Genomic DNA, 15,327 nt, shown 5'->3' with positions numbered 1-15,327 from the left:
GGGTAGGTCGGCGGCGCGGTGAACCCGCGCTCAGCGGTCGAGGCCGCGCGCGACCTTCAGCCAAGGGATCGAGGCGTCCGGCCGAGCGGCAGAGCCGCGCGCGTCGCCGTCGCAGCGCACCACGACGGCCCATTCCTCGAGGGACGTCCCCGCGTCGCGCAGCCGGTCGCGCAGCCGGCGGACGGCCTTGACGCTCGGCATCCCGTTCACCGAGACGTGCGCCATGTGCGTCGCGATGATCTCGCTCACGGCGCGCACGAGGGGGTGTGGCAGTCCGAGCCGCGCGCCCAGGCTGCGGGCGACATCCGCACCGTGCTCAGCGTGCCCGTACGACGTGATGCGGCCGTTGCGGCGACGCGTCGTGGCGGGCTTGCCGATGTCGTGCCACAGCGCAGCGAGCACGAGCAGCTCGCGCTCGTCGTCGGACGCGCCTGTCGCGTGAGCGTGCTCCGCCGCGAGGTCAGCCGCCCACAGCGAGTGGACGAGCACGTCGCCCTCGGGGTGCCACCCGGGATCCTGCGGTGTCGTCGCCAGCGCCGCGAGCTCGGGGATCTCTTCGATGAGCGCTCGGCGCGCAGCTGCTCGGACGGCACGCCGCGCGAGCGCAGGATCGATCGGAACCGCCGTCCGCGGTCCCGGTCGACGTCCGCAGGATCGCCGGTCATCGTGCCATTGGATCAGGGGACGGATGCCGCGGCAACCCTCGCCCACCGGTCCGGTCCAGGCCCAGCCACCGCCGCGAGAGGACAGAAATGCGCGCGACGCGCCGCGGTGACCGCACAGATCTGCCCTCCCGCGGCCGGGGGGCGTGGGTGTGAGGCGAGGGGACAGTTCGTCTGGTATCCCAGACAGGAGCACGGCGCAGGACGTTGGCGCCGGGGCGCACGCGCGGTGGAATCGACTCATGACCGACACGATCGACGCACGCACGCCCGCGGCACGCGCCGCAGCGGCGCCGGCGGCGAACCACAACGTCGGAGAAGACCACAATGTCGGAGGAGACCCGATGAGAACGTCCGACGAAGTGCAGATCTCCGACGCTGTGGCGCAGCCCGCGGCCGGCGCCCGCGTCGTCCGCGCGCCGCGCGGCGCCGAGCGCACCGCGAAGAGCTGGGGCGCCGAAGCGGCCAAGCGCATGCTCATGAACAACCTCGACCCGGAGGTCGCCGAGCACCCCGAGGACCTCGTCGTCTACGGCGGGACGGGCCGCGCCGCACGGTCGTGGGAGGCCTTCGACGCGATCGTGCGCACGCTGGACGAGCTCGAGCCCGACGAGACGCTCCTCGTGCAGTCGGGCAAGCCCGTCGGCGTCTTCCGCACGCACGAATGGGCTCCGCGCGTCCTCATCGCGAACTCCAACCTCGTCGGCGACTGGGCGACGTGGCCCGAGTTCCGCCGCCTCGAGCAGCTGGGCCTGACGATGTACGGCCAGATGACCGCGGGCTCATGGATCTACATCGGCACGCAGGGCATCCTGCAGGGCACGTACGAGACCTTCGCCGCCGTCGCGCGCTCGCTCGGCCGGGACAGCCTCGCCGGCACCCTGACCCTGACGGGCGGATGCGGCGGCATGGGCGGCGCGCAGCCGCTCGCCGTGACGCTCAACGGCGGCGCCGTCCTCATCGTCGACGTCGACGAATCCCGGCTCGCGCGCCGCGTCGAGCACGGCTATCTCGACGGGTACACGACCGATCTCGACGCCGCGATCGCGCGTGTGTCGGCGGCGAAGGCGGCCGGCGAGGCGCTCTCCGTCGGCGTCGTGGGCAACGCTGCAGAGGTCTTCCCCGACCTGCTTCTGCGCCACCAGGCCGGTGAGGTCGGGATCGACATCGTGACCGACCAGACCAGCGCGCACGACCCGCTCGCTTATCTGCCCGTCGGCATCGCGTTCGAGGACTGGCGGGATGCAGCATCCGCTGATCCCGAGGCGTTCACGGATCGCGCCCGCGGCAGCATGGCGAAGCACGTCGCCGCGATGGTCGGATTCCAGGATGCCGGAGCCGCCGTCTTCGACTACGGCAACTCGATCCGTGCCGAGGCGCAGCTCGGCGGATTCCGGCGCGCGTTCGAGTTCCCGGGCTTCGTCCCCGCGTACATCCGCCCGCAGTTCGCCGAGGGGCGCGGGCCGTTCCGGTGGGTCGCGCTCTCGGGCGACCCCGAGGACATCCGCAGGACCGACCGCGCCGTCATGGAGCTGTTCCCCGAGAACGCGGGGCTCGTCCGCTGGCTCGAGAAGGCCGGCGACACCGTCCACTTCGAGGGCCTGCCCGCGCGGATCTGCTGGCTGGGCTACAAGGAGCGGCACCTCGCGGGCCTGAAGTTCAACGAGATGGTCTCGTCCGGCGAGCTGTCCGGACCCATCGTGATCGGCCGTGACCACCTCGACGCCGGCTCGGTCGCGTCGCCGTACCGCGAGACCGAGGCGATGGCCGACGGCTCCGACGCGATCGCCGACTGGCCCCTCCTCAACGCCCTGCTCAACACGGCGTCGGGGGCGGCGTGGGTCTCGATCCACCACGGAGGCGGCGTCGGCATCGGGCGCAGCATCCATGCCGGTCAGGTGACGGTCGCCGACGGAACCGCGCTCGCCGCCGAGAAGCTCGAGCGGGTCCTCACGAACGATCCGGGCACGGGCGTCATGCGCCACGTCGACGCCGGCTACGACCGCGCCCGCGAGGTCGCGGCAGACCGGGGTCTGAAGATCCCCATGCTGTGACGATCCGCGCGTGTCACGTTTCCGGACACTTCTCGGACCCGATGCCGACGCCTTCTGCGACTCACCCGATGGACGTGTCGCAGAACACGCGGCGTGCGGTGTAGTGAAGTCGCGGTTTGTGAGACACGGTGCCACGGCGCCGAGGAGAGGACGGATGCTGTGAGCGCGACGCTCATCACGGACATCGGCGAGCTGACGACCAACGTCGGGGTGCCGGGCGACCCGTGCGGGACGCTGAGGGATGCCGCGATCCTGATCGAGGGCGGCCGCATCGCGTGGGTCGGTCGCGCTGTGGACCTCCCACCGATCGCGGGAGTAGCCGAGACCACATCCGCTGGACGAGACGGTGGGAAACCGCCGCACCGTCGTCCAACCGATGTGGCCACGCGGTCCGGGAGCGTCGTAGAGGTCGTCGATGCGGGCGGGCGGGCCGTCATCCCGGGCTTCGTCGACTCGCACACCCACCTCGTGTTCGGGGGAGACCGGGCCGACGAGTTCGAGGCCCGCATGACCGGCACGCCCTATGCCGCGGGCGGCATACGTCGAACCGTCGCGGCGACGCGCGCCGCGTCGGACGACGAGCTGCGCCGGCGGCTGAAGCGATTCGTCGCCGAGCTGCACGCGCAGGGGACGACGACCTTCGAGATCAAGACGGGCTACGGCCTCACGGTGCGCGACGAGGCGCGGCTCGCGCGGCTCGCGGCCGAGGCGACGCCCGAGGTCACGTTCCTCGGCGCGCACGTCGTCCCCGCCGAGTACGCCGACGATCGCGACGAGTACGTCGAGCTCGTGTGCGGACGGATGCTGCACGACTGCGCGCCGCACGCGCGCTGGATCGACGTCTTCTGCGAGCGCGGCGCGTTCACGCCCGACGAATCGCGGAGGATCCTCGCCGCCGGCATCGCGCACGGCCTCCTGCCCCGCGTGCACGGCAACCAGCTCGGCCCCGGCGAGGGCGTGAGGCTTGCGGTCGGGCTGGGAGCAGCATCCGTCGACCACTGCACGTACCTCGACGACGGGGACGTCGCGGCCCTCGCGGGGAGCGAGACGGTCGCGACGCTGCTGCCGGGCGTCGAGTTCTCGACACGCCAGCCGTACCCCGACGCGCGGCGGCTCATCGACGCCGGCGTGAATGTCGCGCTCGCGAGCGACTGCAATCCCGGATCGAGCTTCACGAGCTCGATGCCGCTCATGATCGCGCTCGCGGTCCGCGAGATGGGCATGACTCCTGCCGAGGCGGTGTGGTCCGCGACGGCGGGCGGCGCGAGGGCGCTGCGCCGCGACGACGTCGGCGTCATCGCCCCCGGAACGCGCGCCGACCTCGTGCTGCTGGACGCTCCGACCCGCGTGCACCTCGCGTATCGGCCGGGCGTCCCGCTCGTCGCGGGCGTCTGGAAGGACGGACTGCCGCTCTGAGCACGCCGGGGCTGCAACAACTCCTCAAGGTCGTGCGGCATGAGCCGCGACACGCCCCGCGGCCGCCAGATCGAGCAGATATTCGAGGAGTTCGTGTCGAGAAGACGACGCCGGCGCAGCGAGTGGGGGAGTCGCCGCGCCGGCGTCTGTCACGGGATCAGGATGCCGCGAGCTCCGCGATGTCCTGGGGAGTGAGGGCCGACCCCCACACCGTGAGCTCGTCGACGTCGCCCTGGAAGGGCGTGTCCCACCAGTTGACTCCGAGGGCGAAGTTCGCGCCGGGTGAGCTGAGCACATCCGGGAACCCGCTGCCGTGGAACCGCCGGACGCCGTCGATGTAGACCGAGATCCATCCCTCGTCCACGACGAACGCGACATGGCTCCACTCGCCGACCGGCAGGGACTGACCCGTGCCGGCGTCGTACCAGGCCGAGCCCGACCACACCATCGTCGACCCGCCGACACCGCCGTGTCCGCGCGGGACGAGGCTGACCCAGGAGTCAGCACTCGCCGCCGCGAAGAACGCCGTCGTGTACTGCGTCAGCACCTCGGGTCGCAGCCACAGGCTCACGGAGTACGAGGAACCCTGCACAAGGCCGTCGGGGAGCCGGACGCCGGAGGTCCCGTCCAGGTGCAGCGCCGACCCGTCGACGCCGTCCGCGACGTAGGCCGCGGCTCCGCCGGGGAGGTGGATGCGGTCAGCCGTCGTCGTCGCGGGTGCGTGCGCTCCGGTGGCGTCGGCGAGGCCGCCGTCGAACGACCATGATCCGGCGAGCACCCCCGGGGTGCGGGGGAGGACCGTCACCGGGAACGACACGGTCGTGGAGGCGGTGCCGTTCGTCACTGTCGCCGTGAGGCTCGCGGTCGCGGCGGGGTCGCCGATCCCGGGACGCGTCACGACGCCCGCGTCCGAGACGACCTCCGGTGCCGAGGACGACCACGAGATCGTCGTACCCGCCGTGCCCGACGTCGGAAGCTGCAGGTCGGTCGTGACGGCGCTCGTGTCGCCGAGGTCGATCGCGGCGGCGACGGCGGCGACAGCATCCTTCGGCGAGAGAATGTCGACGGCGCGGCCCCACAGCGTCACGCCCCCCTCGGAGACCACCGAGAGACCCACCGACCAGCGCTCGTACTGCGCGTCCCACGTCGGCGCGAAGACGCCCTTGTAGACCGTGCCGCCGATCGTGAGCTCGGCCGTGTGCCGGCTTGTGAGCTTCCAGCGGCCCGTGAGCTCGCCGGCGATCGTGCCGTTCGCCTGGAGTTTGATGTCGCTCGGGGTCGCGGCCGTCGCGGTGATGTCCTTGCCGAGGTCGATGAGCTGCCATGAGCCCACGACGTCGTCGCGGAAGACCTTGCCCGCGGTCTCGCCGGCGTACCGCTGCGGCGACACGACAGGCCAGCCGTCGGCGTTCATCCACATCTGGTGCACGCGGACCTCGTGCGCCTCGCCCGTGCCGGGGAAGCGCGCGTGGAACACCATGAACGACCGCCCCTCCTCGTCGTCGTACCAGGAGGTGTGCCCGGGGGAGACGTAGCCCGTTCCCGGACCGGTCCCGGGGTCGCCCAGCTCGCGCGTGAAGACGTGGCCGCCCATGAGCTTGACGCCGTAGGGCTCGACCGATGCGTCGTCGAACAGCGGCAGCGACGGGTTGGCTTTCACCTCGGTCATGTCGTTGCCCTGCGCGTCGAGGTACGGGCCGTCGGGGCTCTTGGACCGCGCGACCCGGACGTCGTAGCCGCCCGAGACGTCGAGGCCGCCGAACGAGAGGAAGAGGTAGTAGTAGCCCGTCTCCTCGTCGTAGCGGATCGTGGGCGCCTCGATGCGGCTGTGGTTGCCGCCGACGAGGTGCGTGCCATAGCCCTGGCCGGGCAGCGGCTCGCCCGTCGCGGGGTCGAGCTTCAGGATGAAGATGCCGCCGGAGTACGAGCCGTAGACCATCCACAGGTCACCCTCGGCGTCGTAGAACGCGTCGGGGTCGACCGCGTTGGGGTGGAGGCGCGCGTCGTAGACCTCACCTGGATTCTCGGACTCCTCGTCCCACATCCCGGACTTCAGGAGGATGCCCTCGTTCTCGTACGGGCCGTCCACCGCGTCTGACACGGCGAGGCCGAGCGCCGAGCGCGGCGAGTCGCCCTTGCACGCGTTGTAGTACATCGCATAGCGGCCGTCCGGCAGCTGGATGACGTCAGCGGCCCACAGCGTGCGGGTCTGCGCCCATTCGAACGTCTCGGCGAGCTCCGCGTAGATGTCCTCGAACAGCGGGTTGTCGGCATCCTGCGACAGGTCGATGCTGTTCTGCTCCCACGCGATGAGGTCGGTCGTGTGCGCCGAGGCGCCGTGGGATCCGAAGACCCAGATGTCGTCGCCGTCGGTCACGACGGACGGGTCGTGGACCGTCACATCCTGGAAGTCGGGCGGAGGCGGAAGCTCGGCGGCGGGCTTCGCCCAGGCGGCACTCGCAGAGAGCACGCCTGTGACGAGGATCCCGGCCGTTCCGAGCGCCATCGCGGTGCGCAGCGGGAGCATTGGCATAAGGGAGGACTCCTTGTTCGTCGTCGGACAGCGGATGCCGCGGGCTCTGCGACGAGTCGCGACGCTCCCGAACATACAACGTTGTAGAGCCGATGTACAACGATGGAAATCGGTGGACGGAGTCGGGGTCAGTGACCGCGCGGCGTGTCGATCGTCCAGTCGACGGGGTCCAGCGCCGTCGCGACGTCCCAGTCGTCCTCGTCCCACGTGAAGGTCGCCACGGCGCACGTCGGCATGTGGCCGATCTCGCCGGAGAGCTGCCATGCCAGGCTGCTCATGCCCGGGTCGTGCGCGACGACGACGACGGATGCCACCCCGCGCTCGGCCGCGGCATCCAGGAGGAACGACGCGGGGGCGCCGTAGAGCTCCTCCTGCTGCTCGACGGGCACGCCGAGCGCCTCGCCGAAGAACGCCGCGGTCGTCGCGGCGCGCAGCGCCGTGCTCGACAGGATGGCGTCGGCGCGGAAGCCGGAGTCGGCCAGCCGCCGGGCCATGACCGGAGCGTCCCGGAACCCGCGGTCGTTCAGCGGCCGATCGTGGTCGTCGAGGGACGGGTCGCCCCAGTCCGACTTCGCGTGACGCACGAGAGCGAGCTTGATGGTCATGTCGCCGCCTTTCCTGCCAGGAGTTCCAGCACGCACAGCGCCGCGAGCCGCACGGTGCGCTGGTCGGGCGCATCGGCCGTCGCGTCGACCTCGACGATGTCGGCGCTGCGCACGCGGGGATCGGATGCCGCCTCCCGCACGAGTGCGCGCAGCTCCCACGCCGCGAGCCCGCCCGGCACGGACGCGGGGCAGCCGGGAGCGACCGACCTGTCGCAGACATCGACGTCGATGTCGAGATGGATGCCGCCGCCCGCGCCGCCGGCGACTTCGAGCGCCGCGGCCATGACGTCGGGCACGCCTCGCCTGCGCGCGTCGTCCAGCGTGATGACCGTGATGCCGTACTCCTGGGCCCGGCGCGCATAGGGGACGGAGTTGGCGAAGTCCGCGATCCCGATCTGCACGATGCGTCGCCCGTCGAAGCCGGCCTCGACGAGACGGCGGACGGGCGAGCCGTTGGACACGCCGTCGCGCAGGTCGAAGTGCGCGTCGAGCGTGATGAGCCCCGTTGCGGCGGCGCCCTGCGCGACGGCGTACGTCACGGAGTTGTCGCCGCCGAGGGCGATGACCAGGTCGGCACGCGCCGCGAGGTCGCCGACGCGCGCGCGGACAGCATCCTCGTTCGCGTCCGGATCGGGCACGTCGCCGCCATCCGCGATCCGCAGCGCGGACGCGAGGTCGACGGCGGGCGGCCCGATGAGCGTCGTGCTGTAGCGCTGCAGCGCGTCGCGGACCGCGGCCGGCGTCGCGTGGGCGCCCGTGGGGGAGAGGGAGGTCCGGAAGGCCGGCACGCCGAGGATGACAGCATCCAGCCGCTCCTGCAGGTCGTCGAACGACGGCCAGGCGCCCGCGCGCGGCCAGAGTGGATCGTGGGACAGGGCCATCAGATCGACACGTACGCCCAGGCGGTGCGGCCGCTCGCAAGCACGACCGAGATGCGGCGATACAGCGAGACCTCGTACTCGTCCGCGGCGTCGAGCTCGTCCTCCGTCACGTAGATCGCCTTGCCCACGACCTTGTCGCGGGGGTTTCCGGTCGCGCGGACGACCGGATGCACGGCGAGCCCGGAGAGGTCGACGACGCGCGTGTCCGCGATCTCGGCGTAGTCGACGGTGTAGCCGGGGAGGACGTCGTCCTCGCCCTCCAGGTGGCGGCCGAACGTCGTGAGCTGCACGTCGGGATTCTGCAACGTGCCGTAGCTGAAGAGGAGCTGGTCGGCGACCTCGGGCATGCGCCCAGATTAGCCGAGCACGGCGTGTGCGATCGAGAAGATCACGAGTCCCGCGAGCGCTCCGACGATCGTTCCGTTGAGGCGGATGTACTGAAGGTCGCGACCGACCATGAGCTCGATCTTCTCGGTCGTCTCGGCGGGATCCCAGCGCTCGACGGTGTCGGTGATGATCGACGCGATGTCGTGCCGGTAGCGGTCGACGAGGAAGACCGCGGCATCCGTCACCCACGCGTCGACGCGGCGCTGGAGGGCGGCATCCGTCGTGAGCCGTTCGCCGATCTCGGCGACGGCCGTCGCGGCGCGGCGCCGCAGTCCGCTCGCCGGATCGGCGAGCGACGCGAGCAGTCCGGTCTTCGCGGTGTTCCACGCCTCGGCGGCGAGCTCGCGGACGCGGGGGCTGTCGAACACGGCGATCTTGGCGTCCTCGAGGCGGCCGATCGTCGCGGGGTCGTGCTGCAGATTCTCGGCGAGGCGCGCGAGGTAGCCGTCGATGGCCTTGCGGGCAGGATGCTGCGCATCGGCCTTGACGGCCGCCACGAACTTCACGGCCTCGTTGTACACGGTGTCGTCGACGAGCCGCAGCGCGATCGACGGGACCCAGGCCGGAAGCCGGCGCGAGACGAGCCCCGAGAAGGCGGCCTGATTCGCCCCGAGCCAGGTCGCGATGTTGTCGACCGCGAGATCGACGGCACCGTGGTGCGCCCCGGAGTCGACGATGCGGGCGAGCCACGCGCCGAGGGGAGGACCCCACTCCGGCGCGATGAGGTGCTCGCGGGCGAGCTCTTCGAGGACGTCCTGCACGTCGTCGTCGCTGAGGGCCCGCAGGATTCCGGAGGCCATGGCCGAGCCCTCCGCCGTGACGCGCTCGGCGTGCGCGGGCTCGCTCAGCCAGGCACCGGCTCGGGCGGCGATCGCGGTCGCGTCGAGCTTGGCGCGTACCACGTCGCCGCGGAGGAACTCCGTCTCGACGAACTCGCCGAGCGTCCGGCCGATCTCGTCCTTGCGGTTCGGGATGATCGCCGTGTGCGGGATCGGGATCCCGAGCGGATGACGGAACAGCGCCGTGACGGCGAACCAGTCGGCCAGAGCGCCGACCATGCCGCCCTCTGCGGCCGCCCGCACATAGGCGAGCGCAGGGATCTGCTCCTCGAAGGCGAACGACACCAGGAAGACGGCGGCCATCCCGAGGAGGGCGCCGAGCGCGACGCCCTTCATGACGCGCAGCGCGCGTCGCCGCTCCTGGTCGGCCGGGCTCAGCAGGTGTGTCGGAGTCAGCACCATATCGGCATCCTCGCACGCGCTCGGGCGGGATCGGTCAGACCCCGCCCGAGCGGCGCGGATGCGCGGCTGATCCGCAGACTCAGCCTGCGGCGCGCTTCACGAGCTCGGTGATGCGGGCCTCGTCGGCCTTCGTGAGCGAGAGGATCGCGTAGGACGTGGGCCACATCTCGCCCTCGTCGAGCATTGCGGCCGTGTCGAAGCCGAGGGTCGCGTAGCGGTCCTTGAACTTCTCGGCGGGCTTGAAGAAGAGGACGACCTTGCCGTCGCGCGTGTATGCGGGGAAGCCGTACCAGGTCTTCGACGCGAGCTGCGGCGCGGCCGAGGTGACGATCGCGTCGATGCCCTCGGCGATCGCGCGGTCGCTGTCTCCCATGCCGGCGATCGCGTCGAGGAGGTCCTGGCGGTCGATCGCCGCCTTCTCCTCGGCGGTCTTGCCCTTGCGCTCCTGCTTCTTGAGCTCGGCGGCGCGGTTGCGCATGGCGGCGCGCTCGTCGGCGGTGAATCCGGACTTGGTGGTGGTTCGTTCAGGGCTCATGACGGCAACGATACGGACCGGCCCGCGCGCGTGCTTCTCGAATCCTGCTCAGCTTCTCCGCCCCGTACGGGGAGCGATCAGCTCTCGAGCCGGCCGAGCCACGCGGTCGCGACGGTCGAGTGCGCGGACTCGGGGTCGGACGGGTGGAACAGGCCCGCGACGACGTCGCGCGACAGGCGGCTCAGCTCGGACCGCGAGAAGTACGACGAGCCGCCCGCCACGAGTACGGCGTCGTCCACGATCCGCTTGGCGGACGTCACGGCCCGGTGCTTGACCCCCGCGAGGAGCGAGAACCACCGTGCGCCGTGGTCGACGAGCCCGTCGACGTCGCGGCTGAGCGCCTCCAGCTGCGGCGGGAGCGCGTCGTACTCGAGGGCCATGTCGGCGACCCGCCAGCGGATGTCGGGGTCCTGGCTGTACGCCTTGCCGGTCCGCTTCGAGGTGCGAGCGGCGGCGGTCGCGACGGCGAGGTCGAGCGCCCGCCGCGCGATGCCGGTGTAGACCGAGGCGAGGAGCAGCTCGAAGACGCTGAAGATGCCGAACACGATGGGGTCGGGATTCGGGCCGGGGTCGATCCGGCGCACGACACGGTCGGCGGGCGCCACGACGCCGTGGAGTTCGGTCGTCCGGCTCTGCGTCGCGCGCATGCCCAGGGTGTTCCAGTCGTCGCGGGTCACGACAGCATCCGTCCGGTCGACGAAGGCGTAGACGAGCTTGGGCGCATCCTCGCTCGTGGTGTCCAGGCCGTGCAGGCCGAGCTTCGTCCAGACCGGCGCGAGCGACGTGAAGATCTTCGTTCCGGTGAAGGCGTACGAGCCGTCGGCGTGGGGCGCAGCATCCGTGTCGCTCCCGAACAGGACGAGATCGTTGCCGGCCTCGCTGATGCCGAACGCGAAGACCTCGCCCGCGACGGCGCCCTCCTGCACGAACCGCAGGGCGTCGACGCCGCGGTCGGCCATGACCTTCGCGACGCCCGTCCAGACCAGGTGCATGTTGACGGCGAGCGCCGTGGCGGGCGCCGCGCCGGCGAGCCGCTGCTGGAGGACGGATGCCTCGGCGAGGCCCAGCCCTCCGCCTCCGAGCTCGGCCGGCACGAGGATCGCGAGGTATCCGGCTGCCTTCAGGTCGGCGAGATCCTCGTCGGGGAAGGTGTTCTCGCGGTCGTGCACGGCCGCGCGCTCGCGGAAGCGTTCGAGCAGCTCGTCGGGCAGGAGGGAGGTCGGGTCGAACGACGTCGCGGTCACGAGATCATTCTGCCGCCCGCTCGGCCGCGCGGATCCGTGCCGAACTCCGGCTGGATGGCGCCTGACCCCCGCCACGGCGGTCGGCGGGGCCTCATAGGCCGCACCGAGCCGGAGTTCGGCACGCGGTGTGCGGTCAGCGCATGCGAGCGTGCCACCGCGCGGCTCTGCGCGGCGCTCCGGCGTGGCACGCGGCGCGGCGACCCGGCGTCGGGAGGATATGCGCATGGGCCGCATCGCGCAGACGCTCATACCGCCCTCGCAGCGCCAGTCGGTCGCGGAGCTCACGGACGCCGTCGACCTGGACCGAGGCGAGGTCGTGCGCAAGCGCACGGGCTTCCTCATCATGCTCGTCCTGGCGGCGCTCGTCGCCGTCGCCGGAGTCCTGACCGACTCGACGGCCACCGTCATCGGCGCGATGATCATCGCGCCGCTCGCCACGCCGATCCAGGGCATCGGCCTGGGGCTCGTCATCGGAAGCCGGAGCATCGTGGGCCGGTCGATCGTCTGGGTCGTCCTCGGCACCGTCATCGTCGTGCTTCTCGGAGCCGCGTTCGCCGCCTTCATCGGCGATGCGGGCAGGCTCGCGGACAACTCGCAGATCTCGGGACGCACGTCGCCGAACCTCATGGACCTCGTCGCTGCCCTCGCGACGGGCATCGCCGGCGCCTTCGCGATGTGCCGGCGGGACCTGAGCGCCGTGCTGCCCGGCGTCGCCATCGCGATCTCGCTCGTTCCGCCGCTCGCCGTCGTCGGCGTCTGCGCCGGGGTGGGGGAGTGGGGTCAGGCGTTCGGGGCCTTCATGCTCTTCCTGTCGAACGTCTTCGCGCTCGTCATCGCCGGGGCCTTCGTCTACACGGCTGCGGGCTACGCGCGCGACCCGTCGTCGTCGCCGACGGCCAACCGCCGGCGGGCGTACGCCGTCGTGGCGGTTCTCGCCGTGCTCGTCGCCGTGCCGCTGGCCGCCAACACGCTCGTGGCCTTCGCGCTCGCGCAGTGGGGCCTTGCCGTGCGGGCGGAGGCTCAGGACTGGCTGGCCGGCTCACCCGATGCGTCCGTCGGCGATGTCACGTGGCAGGGGCTGACGGCGGAGGTCGGTGTCCTCTCGGCGTCGGGCGACCTGCCGCCGGCCTCCGAGCTCGCCGAGGGGCTCGCCGGCCGCGTTCCGGAGTTCGTGGACGTCGTCGTCGACCTCGAGATCGGCGCGCAGCTGCCCGTGCCCCGCACCGCGGGGGAGTGAGCACGCGGCGGGGTCGGCCTCACCGGAGCGCAATGAGCCACTCCTCGGCGAGTTCGTGGGCGCGGATGCCGTAATCCAAGGTCGCGCGCTGGTACCGGAAGAGGTCGGCTGCCTCGGCCGGGATCTCCTGCGCGTCCAGCCCCCGACCCGCGTCGCGAAGGACGGCCAGGTCGCCGCGCACGCGCGCGAGCAGCGTGTCGACGATCGCTCGACGCTCATCGGGCTCTGGCACGAAGCCGAGGAGGAAGACCTTCGCGAGCATGACCGTCTCGGCGTCGGACCCGTCGACGGGAGCCCGCATCCACGCCGCCCACGTCTCACGGCCGCTGTCGGTGATCGTGTGGAGCTTCCGCCCGCGCCGACCGTCCGGGTCGCCGGCCACCGTCACGTGACCCGCGTCGACGAGCAGCCGCAGGGCGCGCTGGATGCTGCCGAAGCTCGCGCTGTAGAACAGCGACGGTCCAAGAGAGAACTGCTTGTGCAGGTCATACAGCGAGAGGGGGCCGAGGAGCAGCATCCCGAGAATGAAGTGGTGCACGGCGGACTCCTTCGCGCTATATTCCCCTTAGATATATCTACACGTTATATCGAGGAGTTATGCCGATGAGCGATCTTTCCACGCGAGCACGGGCAGAGCGTCGCGTCGCGGCGGTGGGCCGGCATCTCGCTTCGCTCTCGGCAGCCCGCGCGCGACGAGGGCTGCCCGAGCCGCAGATCCTGCTGCGCACGCCGGACGACGAGCTCGCGTGGGGTGAGCGGGACCAGCCCTTCCACGCCGCGAGCATCGGGAAGATCATGACCGCGACGCTCGCGGTGCAGCTCGCCGAGCGCGGGATGCTCGATCTCGACGCCCCGCTGCCGCGCGTGCTTCCCGGCCGCGAGTGGGCGGGGCTGTTCGTCGTGGACGGCGTCGAGCGCGCAGCATCCGTCACCGTCCGCCGGCTGATGGCGCACACGAGCGGCGCGGCGGACTACTTCGAGGGCCCGACACGAGCGGCGCGCCCGTTCGTCGCCGAGGTCGCGGCCGAGCGCGACCGGCTCTGGGCGCCGGGCGACCTCCTCGACTACTCGCGCCGGAATCAGGACCCGGTCGGAGAGCCCGGTGCAGGCTTCTCCTACTCCGACACGGGGTACGTCCTGCTCGGCCGCGTCGTCGAGGAGGCGGGCGGCGCCTCGCTCGGCGCGCAGCTGCACGAGCGCATCTTCGGGCCGGTCGGTATGACGGCATCCTGTCTGCAGTTCCACACGATGCCCGGCGGGTCGGCGTCTCCGGCCAGCCCCGGGGAGGCGCTCGGCATCGCGCCGCTCTGGGTCGGCGACGCCGAGCTGAGCCGAGCGCGCAGCCTCAGCTGCGACTGGGGCGGCGGCGGGGTCGTGACGACAGTGGACGACCTCCTGCGGTTCAGCGAGGCATGGACCTCGGGCGAGCTCGTCGGCGAGGCATCCCGAGAGCGCATGTCGACGGCGCGGCACCGCTTCCGCCCGGGCATCCACTACGGCGAGGGCGTCATGGAGCTCCGGTACGGCGGGTTCATGCCGCTCCTGGCCGGCATGCCGAGGGCGTACGGGCATCTCGGCGTGACCGGCGCGCACCTCTTCGCGATCCCGGATGCCGGCATCCGCCTCGCGATGAACTTCCACTCGACGCGCGAGATGACGCGCAGCTTCCGCACGCATATCCGGCTCGTGCAGCACGCACTCCGGCACGCGCGCTGACCGCCTGCGGCGGCGCCGGGTCAGGCGCGCAGGGCGTCGTACAGGTGGCGCATCGTGTCCTCCGGCAGGTCGCGGTGCGGCGAGTGCCCCGCGCCCTTCACGACCGACACCGAGACGCGCGGGTTCGCGCGCACTTCGTCGACGAGCTCGCCCTTGAAGATCGAGTAGACCTCGGGGTCGGACGCGATGACGTGCGTCGGCACGAGGAGGTGCGCGACGGCAGCCCGGACGTCCCACTCGGGGTTCTGCTCGCTCGTCTGCTCGACCGCCCAGCGGCTCGCCTGCTGCGCCGAGAGGGCCTTGAGCTCGACATCCTGTTCGTGCCAGTGCGGATGCTCGGCACGCACCGCCGCCATGCTCGGGTCGTCGAACGACCTCTCCTGCGACTCGCGGACGACGTCCCGGTCGTGGGGGTTCAGGTGGATCGCGGGGTCGATGAGGATGAGGCGCCGCGTCCAGCCGAAGTGCTCGGCGGCCGCGAGGGTCGCGGCGGCGCCGCCGAGCGAGTGCGCGACGACGAGCTCCCAGTGGTCCTGCCCGTCGGGGCGCGTGCGCGAGAGGTCGGCGGCGTACGCGTCGAGCGTGTAGTCCAGCGCGCGCGGGGCGAGGCCGTGCCCGCGCAGGTCGACGGCGACGGCGTACCACCCCGCCTCGGCGAGGGCGAGGCCGTAGCGCCACATGAGGGCGCCGTTCGAGCCGAGCCCGTGGACGAGGAGCGCGTGGCGCGACGACGAGGGGTCGCCCCACGCCAGCCGGGGAAGGGTCAGGGGAGCAGGCATGCGCTCAGGATACGGTGACGACCAGGGCCCGCTCGGA

Annotated in this window: 14 protein-coding genes; 4 read left to right on the top strand and 10 right to left on the bottom strand. The window is 71.7% G+C overall.

Annotated elements, in window-relative coordinates; translation table 11 throughout:
- Positions 1-30: 30 nt before the first annotated feature.
- Positions 31-711, bottom strand: a complete 681-nt coding sequence (locus tag ABZ477_RS14150; protein ID WP_360134178.1) for an HD domain-containing protein — start codon at positions 709-711, stop codon at positions 31-33.
- A 295-nt stretch (positions 712-1,006) separates the two neighbouring features.
- On the opposite strand from ABZ477_RS14150, the gene hutU reads away from it, so the two are divergent.
- Both hutU and hutI read left to right on the top strand, forming a co-directional pair.
- A complete protein-coding gene (hutU, locus tag ABZ477_RS14145) occupies positions 1,007-2,716 on the top strand; it encodes a urocanate hydratase (protein WP_360134175.1) in 1,710 nt (569 codons plus the stop codon).
- A gap of 159 nt (positions 2,717-2,875) precedes the next feature.
- Positions 2,876-4,132, top strand: a complete 1,257-nt coding sequence (hutI, locus tag ABZ477_RS14140; protein WP_360134172.1) for an imidazolonepropionase — start codon at positions 2,876-2,878, stop codon at positions 4,130-4,132.
- A 157-nt stretch (positions 4,133-4,289) separates the two neighbouring features.
- Here the strand turns inward: hutI and ABZ477_RS14135 are convergent, their stop codons facing one another.
- From ABZ477_RS14135 to ABZ477_RS14105, 7 genes are all read right to left on the bottom strand, one after another.
- Entirely contained in the window at positions 4,290-6,665 is a 2,376-nt protein-coding gene (locus ABZ477_RS14135) for a LamG-like jellyroll fold domain-containing protein (protein ID WP_360134169.1), read from the bottom strand.
- Positions 6,666-6,793: 128 nt separating this feature from the next.
- The gene (locus ABZ477_RS14130; RefSeq protein ID WP_360134166.1) at positions 6,794-7,270 is read right to left on the bottom strand and encodes a histidine phosphatase family protein; all 477 of its coding nucleotides are present in this window, start codon (positions 7,268-7,270) and stop codon (positions 6,794-6,796) included.
- Entirely contained in the window at positions 7,267-8,151 is an 885-nt protein-coding gene (locus ABZ477_RS14125) for an agmatinase family protein (protein WP_360134163.1), read from the bottom strand. Before ABZ477_RS14125 ends, ABZ477_RS14130 begins: the two co-directional genes overlap by 4 nt.
- The gene (locus tag ABZ477_RS14120) at positions 8,151-8,498 is read right to left on the bottom strand and encodes a gamma-glutamylcyclotransferase family protein (RefSeq protein WP_360134160.1); all 348 of its coding nucleotides are present in this window, start codon (positions 8,496-8,498) and stop codon (positions 8,151-8,153) included. Before ABZ477_RS14120 ends, ABZ477_RS14125 begins: the two co-directional genes overlap by 1 nt.
- Positions 8,499-8,507: 9 nt before the next feature.
- A complete protein-coding gene (locus ABZ477_RS14115; protein ID WP_360134157.1) occupies positions 8,508-9,779 on the bottom strand; it encodes a DUF445 domain-containing protein in 1,272 nt (423 codons plus the stop codon).
- Between the two features lie 79 nt (positions 9,780-9,858).
- On the bottom strand, positions 9,859-10,314 hold the full coding sequence (locus tag ABZ477_RS14110) for a hypothetical protein (protein WP_360134154.1): 456 nt from the start codon (positions 10,312-10,314) through the stop codon (positions 9,859-9,861).
- 77 nt (positions 10,315-10,391) lie between these two features.
- Positions 10,392-11,558 carry an acyl-CoA dehydrogenase family protein gene (locus ABZ477_RS14105; RefSeq protein WP_360134151.1) on the bottom strand — a complete coding sequence of 389 codons (1,167 nt, stop codon included), beginning with the start codon at positions 11,556-11,558 and terminating at the stop codon, positions 10,392-10,394.
- Between the two features lie 223 nt (positions 11,559-11,781).
- On the opposite strand from ABZ477_RS14105, the gene ABZ477_RS14100 reads away from it, so the two are divergent.
- A complete protein-coding gene (locus ABZ477_RS14100; RefSeq protein WP_360134148.1) occupies positions 11,782-12,795 on the top strand; it encodes a TIGR00341 family protein in 1,014 nt (337 codons plus the stop codon).
- A 19-nt stretch (positions 12,796-12,814) separates the two neighbouring features.
- Here ABZ477_RS14100 and ABZ477_RS14095 read toward each other — a convergent pair whose 3' ends face one another.
- On the bottom strand, positions 12,815-13,333 hold the full coding sequence (locus ABZ477_RS14095) for a hypothetical protein (RefSeq protein WP_360134145.1): 519 nt from the start codon (positions 13,331-13,333) through the stop codon (positions 12,815-12,817).
- A gap of 65 nt (positions 13,334-13,398) precedes the next feature.
- Between ABZ477_RS14095 and ABZ477_RS14090 the strand changes: the two genes are divergently transcribed.
- Positions 13,399-14,511, top strand: coding sequence for a serine hydrolase domain-containing protein (locus ABZ477_RS14090; RefSeq protein ID WP_360134142.1), 1,113 nt, complete (start codon positions 13,399-13,401; stop codon positions 14,509-14,511).
- A 20-nt stretch (positions 14,512-14,531) separates the two neighbouring features.
- On the opposite strand, the gene ABZ477_RS14085 is transcribed toward ABZ477_RS14090, so the two are convergent.
- Positions 14,532-15,290, bottom strand: a complete 759-nt coding sequence (locus tag ABZ477_RS14085) for an alpha/beta hydrolase (RefSeq protein ID WP_360134140.1) — start codon at positions 15,288-15,290, stop codon at positions 14,532-14,534.
- Positions 15,291-15,327 lie beyond the last annotated feature (37 nt).

Source organism: Microbacterium sp. NPDC019599 (assembly GCF_040632175.1).
Lineage (GTDB): Bacteria > Actinomycetota > Actinomycetes > Actinomycetales > Microbacteriaceae > Microbacterium.
This window is presented reverse-complemented; position numbering and strand designations above follow the sequence as displayed.

Bases quoted from the DNA above. Each gene is read 5' to 3' on its own strand.
- hutU (WP_360134175.1), top strand. From the start codon at position 1,007: ATGAGAACGTCCGACGAAGTGCAGATCTCCGACGCTGTGGCGCAGCCC.
- ABZ477_RS14135 (WP_360134169.1), bottom strand. From the start codon at position 6,665: ATGCCAATGCTCCCGCTGCGCACCGCGATGGCGCTCGGAACGGCCGGG.
- ABZ477_RS14130 (WP_360134166.1), bottom strand. From the start codon at position 7,270: ATGACCATCAAGCTCGCTCTCGTGCGTCACGCGAAGTCGGACTGGGGC.
- ABZ477_RS14125 (WP_360134163.1), bottom strand. From the start codon at position 8,151: ATGGCCCTGTCCCACGATCCACTCTGGCCGCGCGCGGGCGCCTGGCCG.
- ABZ477_RS14120 (WP_360134160.1), bottom strand. From the start codon at position 8,498: ATGCCCGAGGTCGCCGACCAGCTCCTCTTCAGCTACGGCACGTTGCAG.
- ABZ477_RS14115 (WP_360134157.1), bottom strand. From the start codon at position 9,779: ATGGTGCTGACTCCGACACACCTGCTGAGCCCGGCCGACCAGGAGCGG.
- ABZ477_RS14110 (WP_360134154.1), bottom strand. From the start codon at position 10,314: ATGAGCCCTGAACGAACCACCACCAAGTCCGGATTCACCGCCGACGAG.
- ABZ477_RS14100 (WP_360134148.1), top strand. From the start codon at position 11,782: ATGGGCCGCATCGCGCAGACGCTCATACCGCCCTCGCAGCGCCAGTCG.
- ABZ477_RS14090 (WP_360134142.1), top strand. From the start codon at position 13,399: ATGAGCGATCTTTCCACGCGAGCACGGGCAGAGCGTCGCGTCGCGGCG.
- ABZ477_RS14085 (WP_360134140.1), bottom strand. From the start codon at position 15,290: ATGCCTGCTCCCCTGACCCTTCCCCGGCTGGCGTGGGGCGACCCCTCG.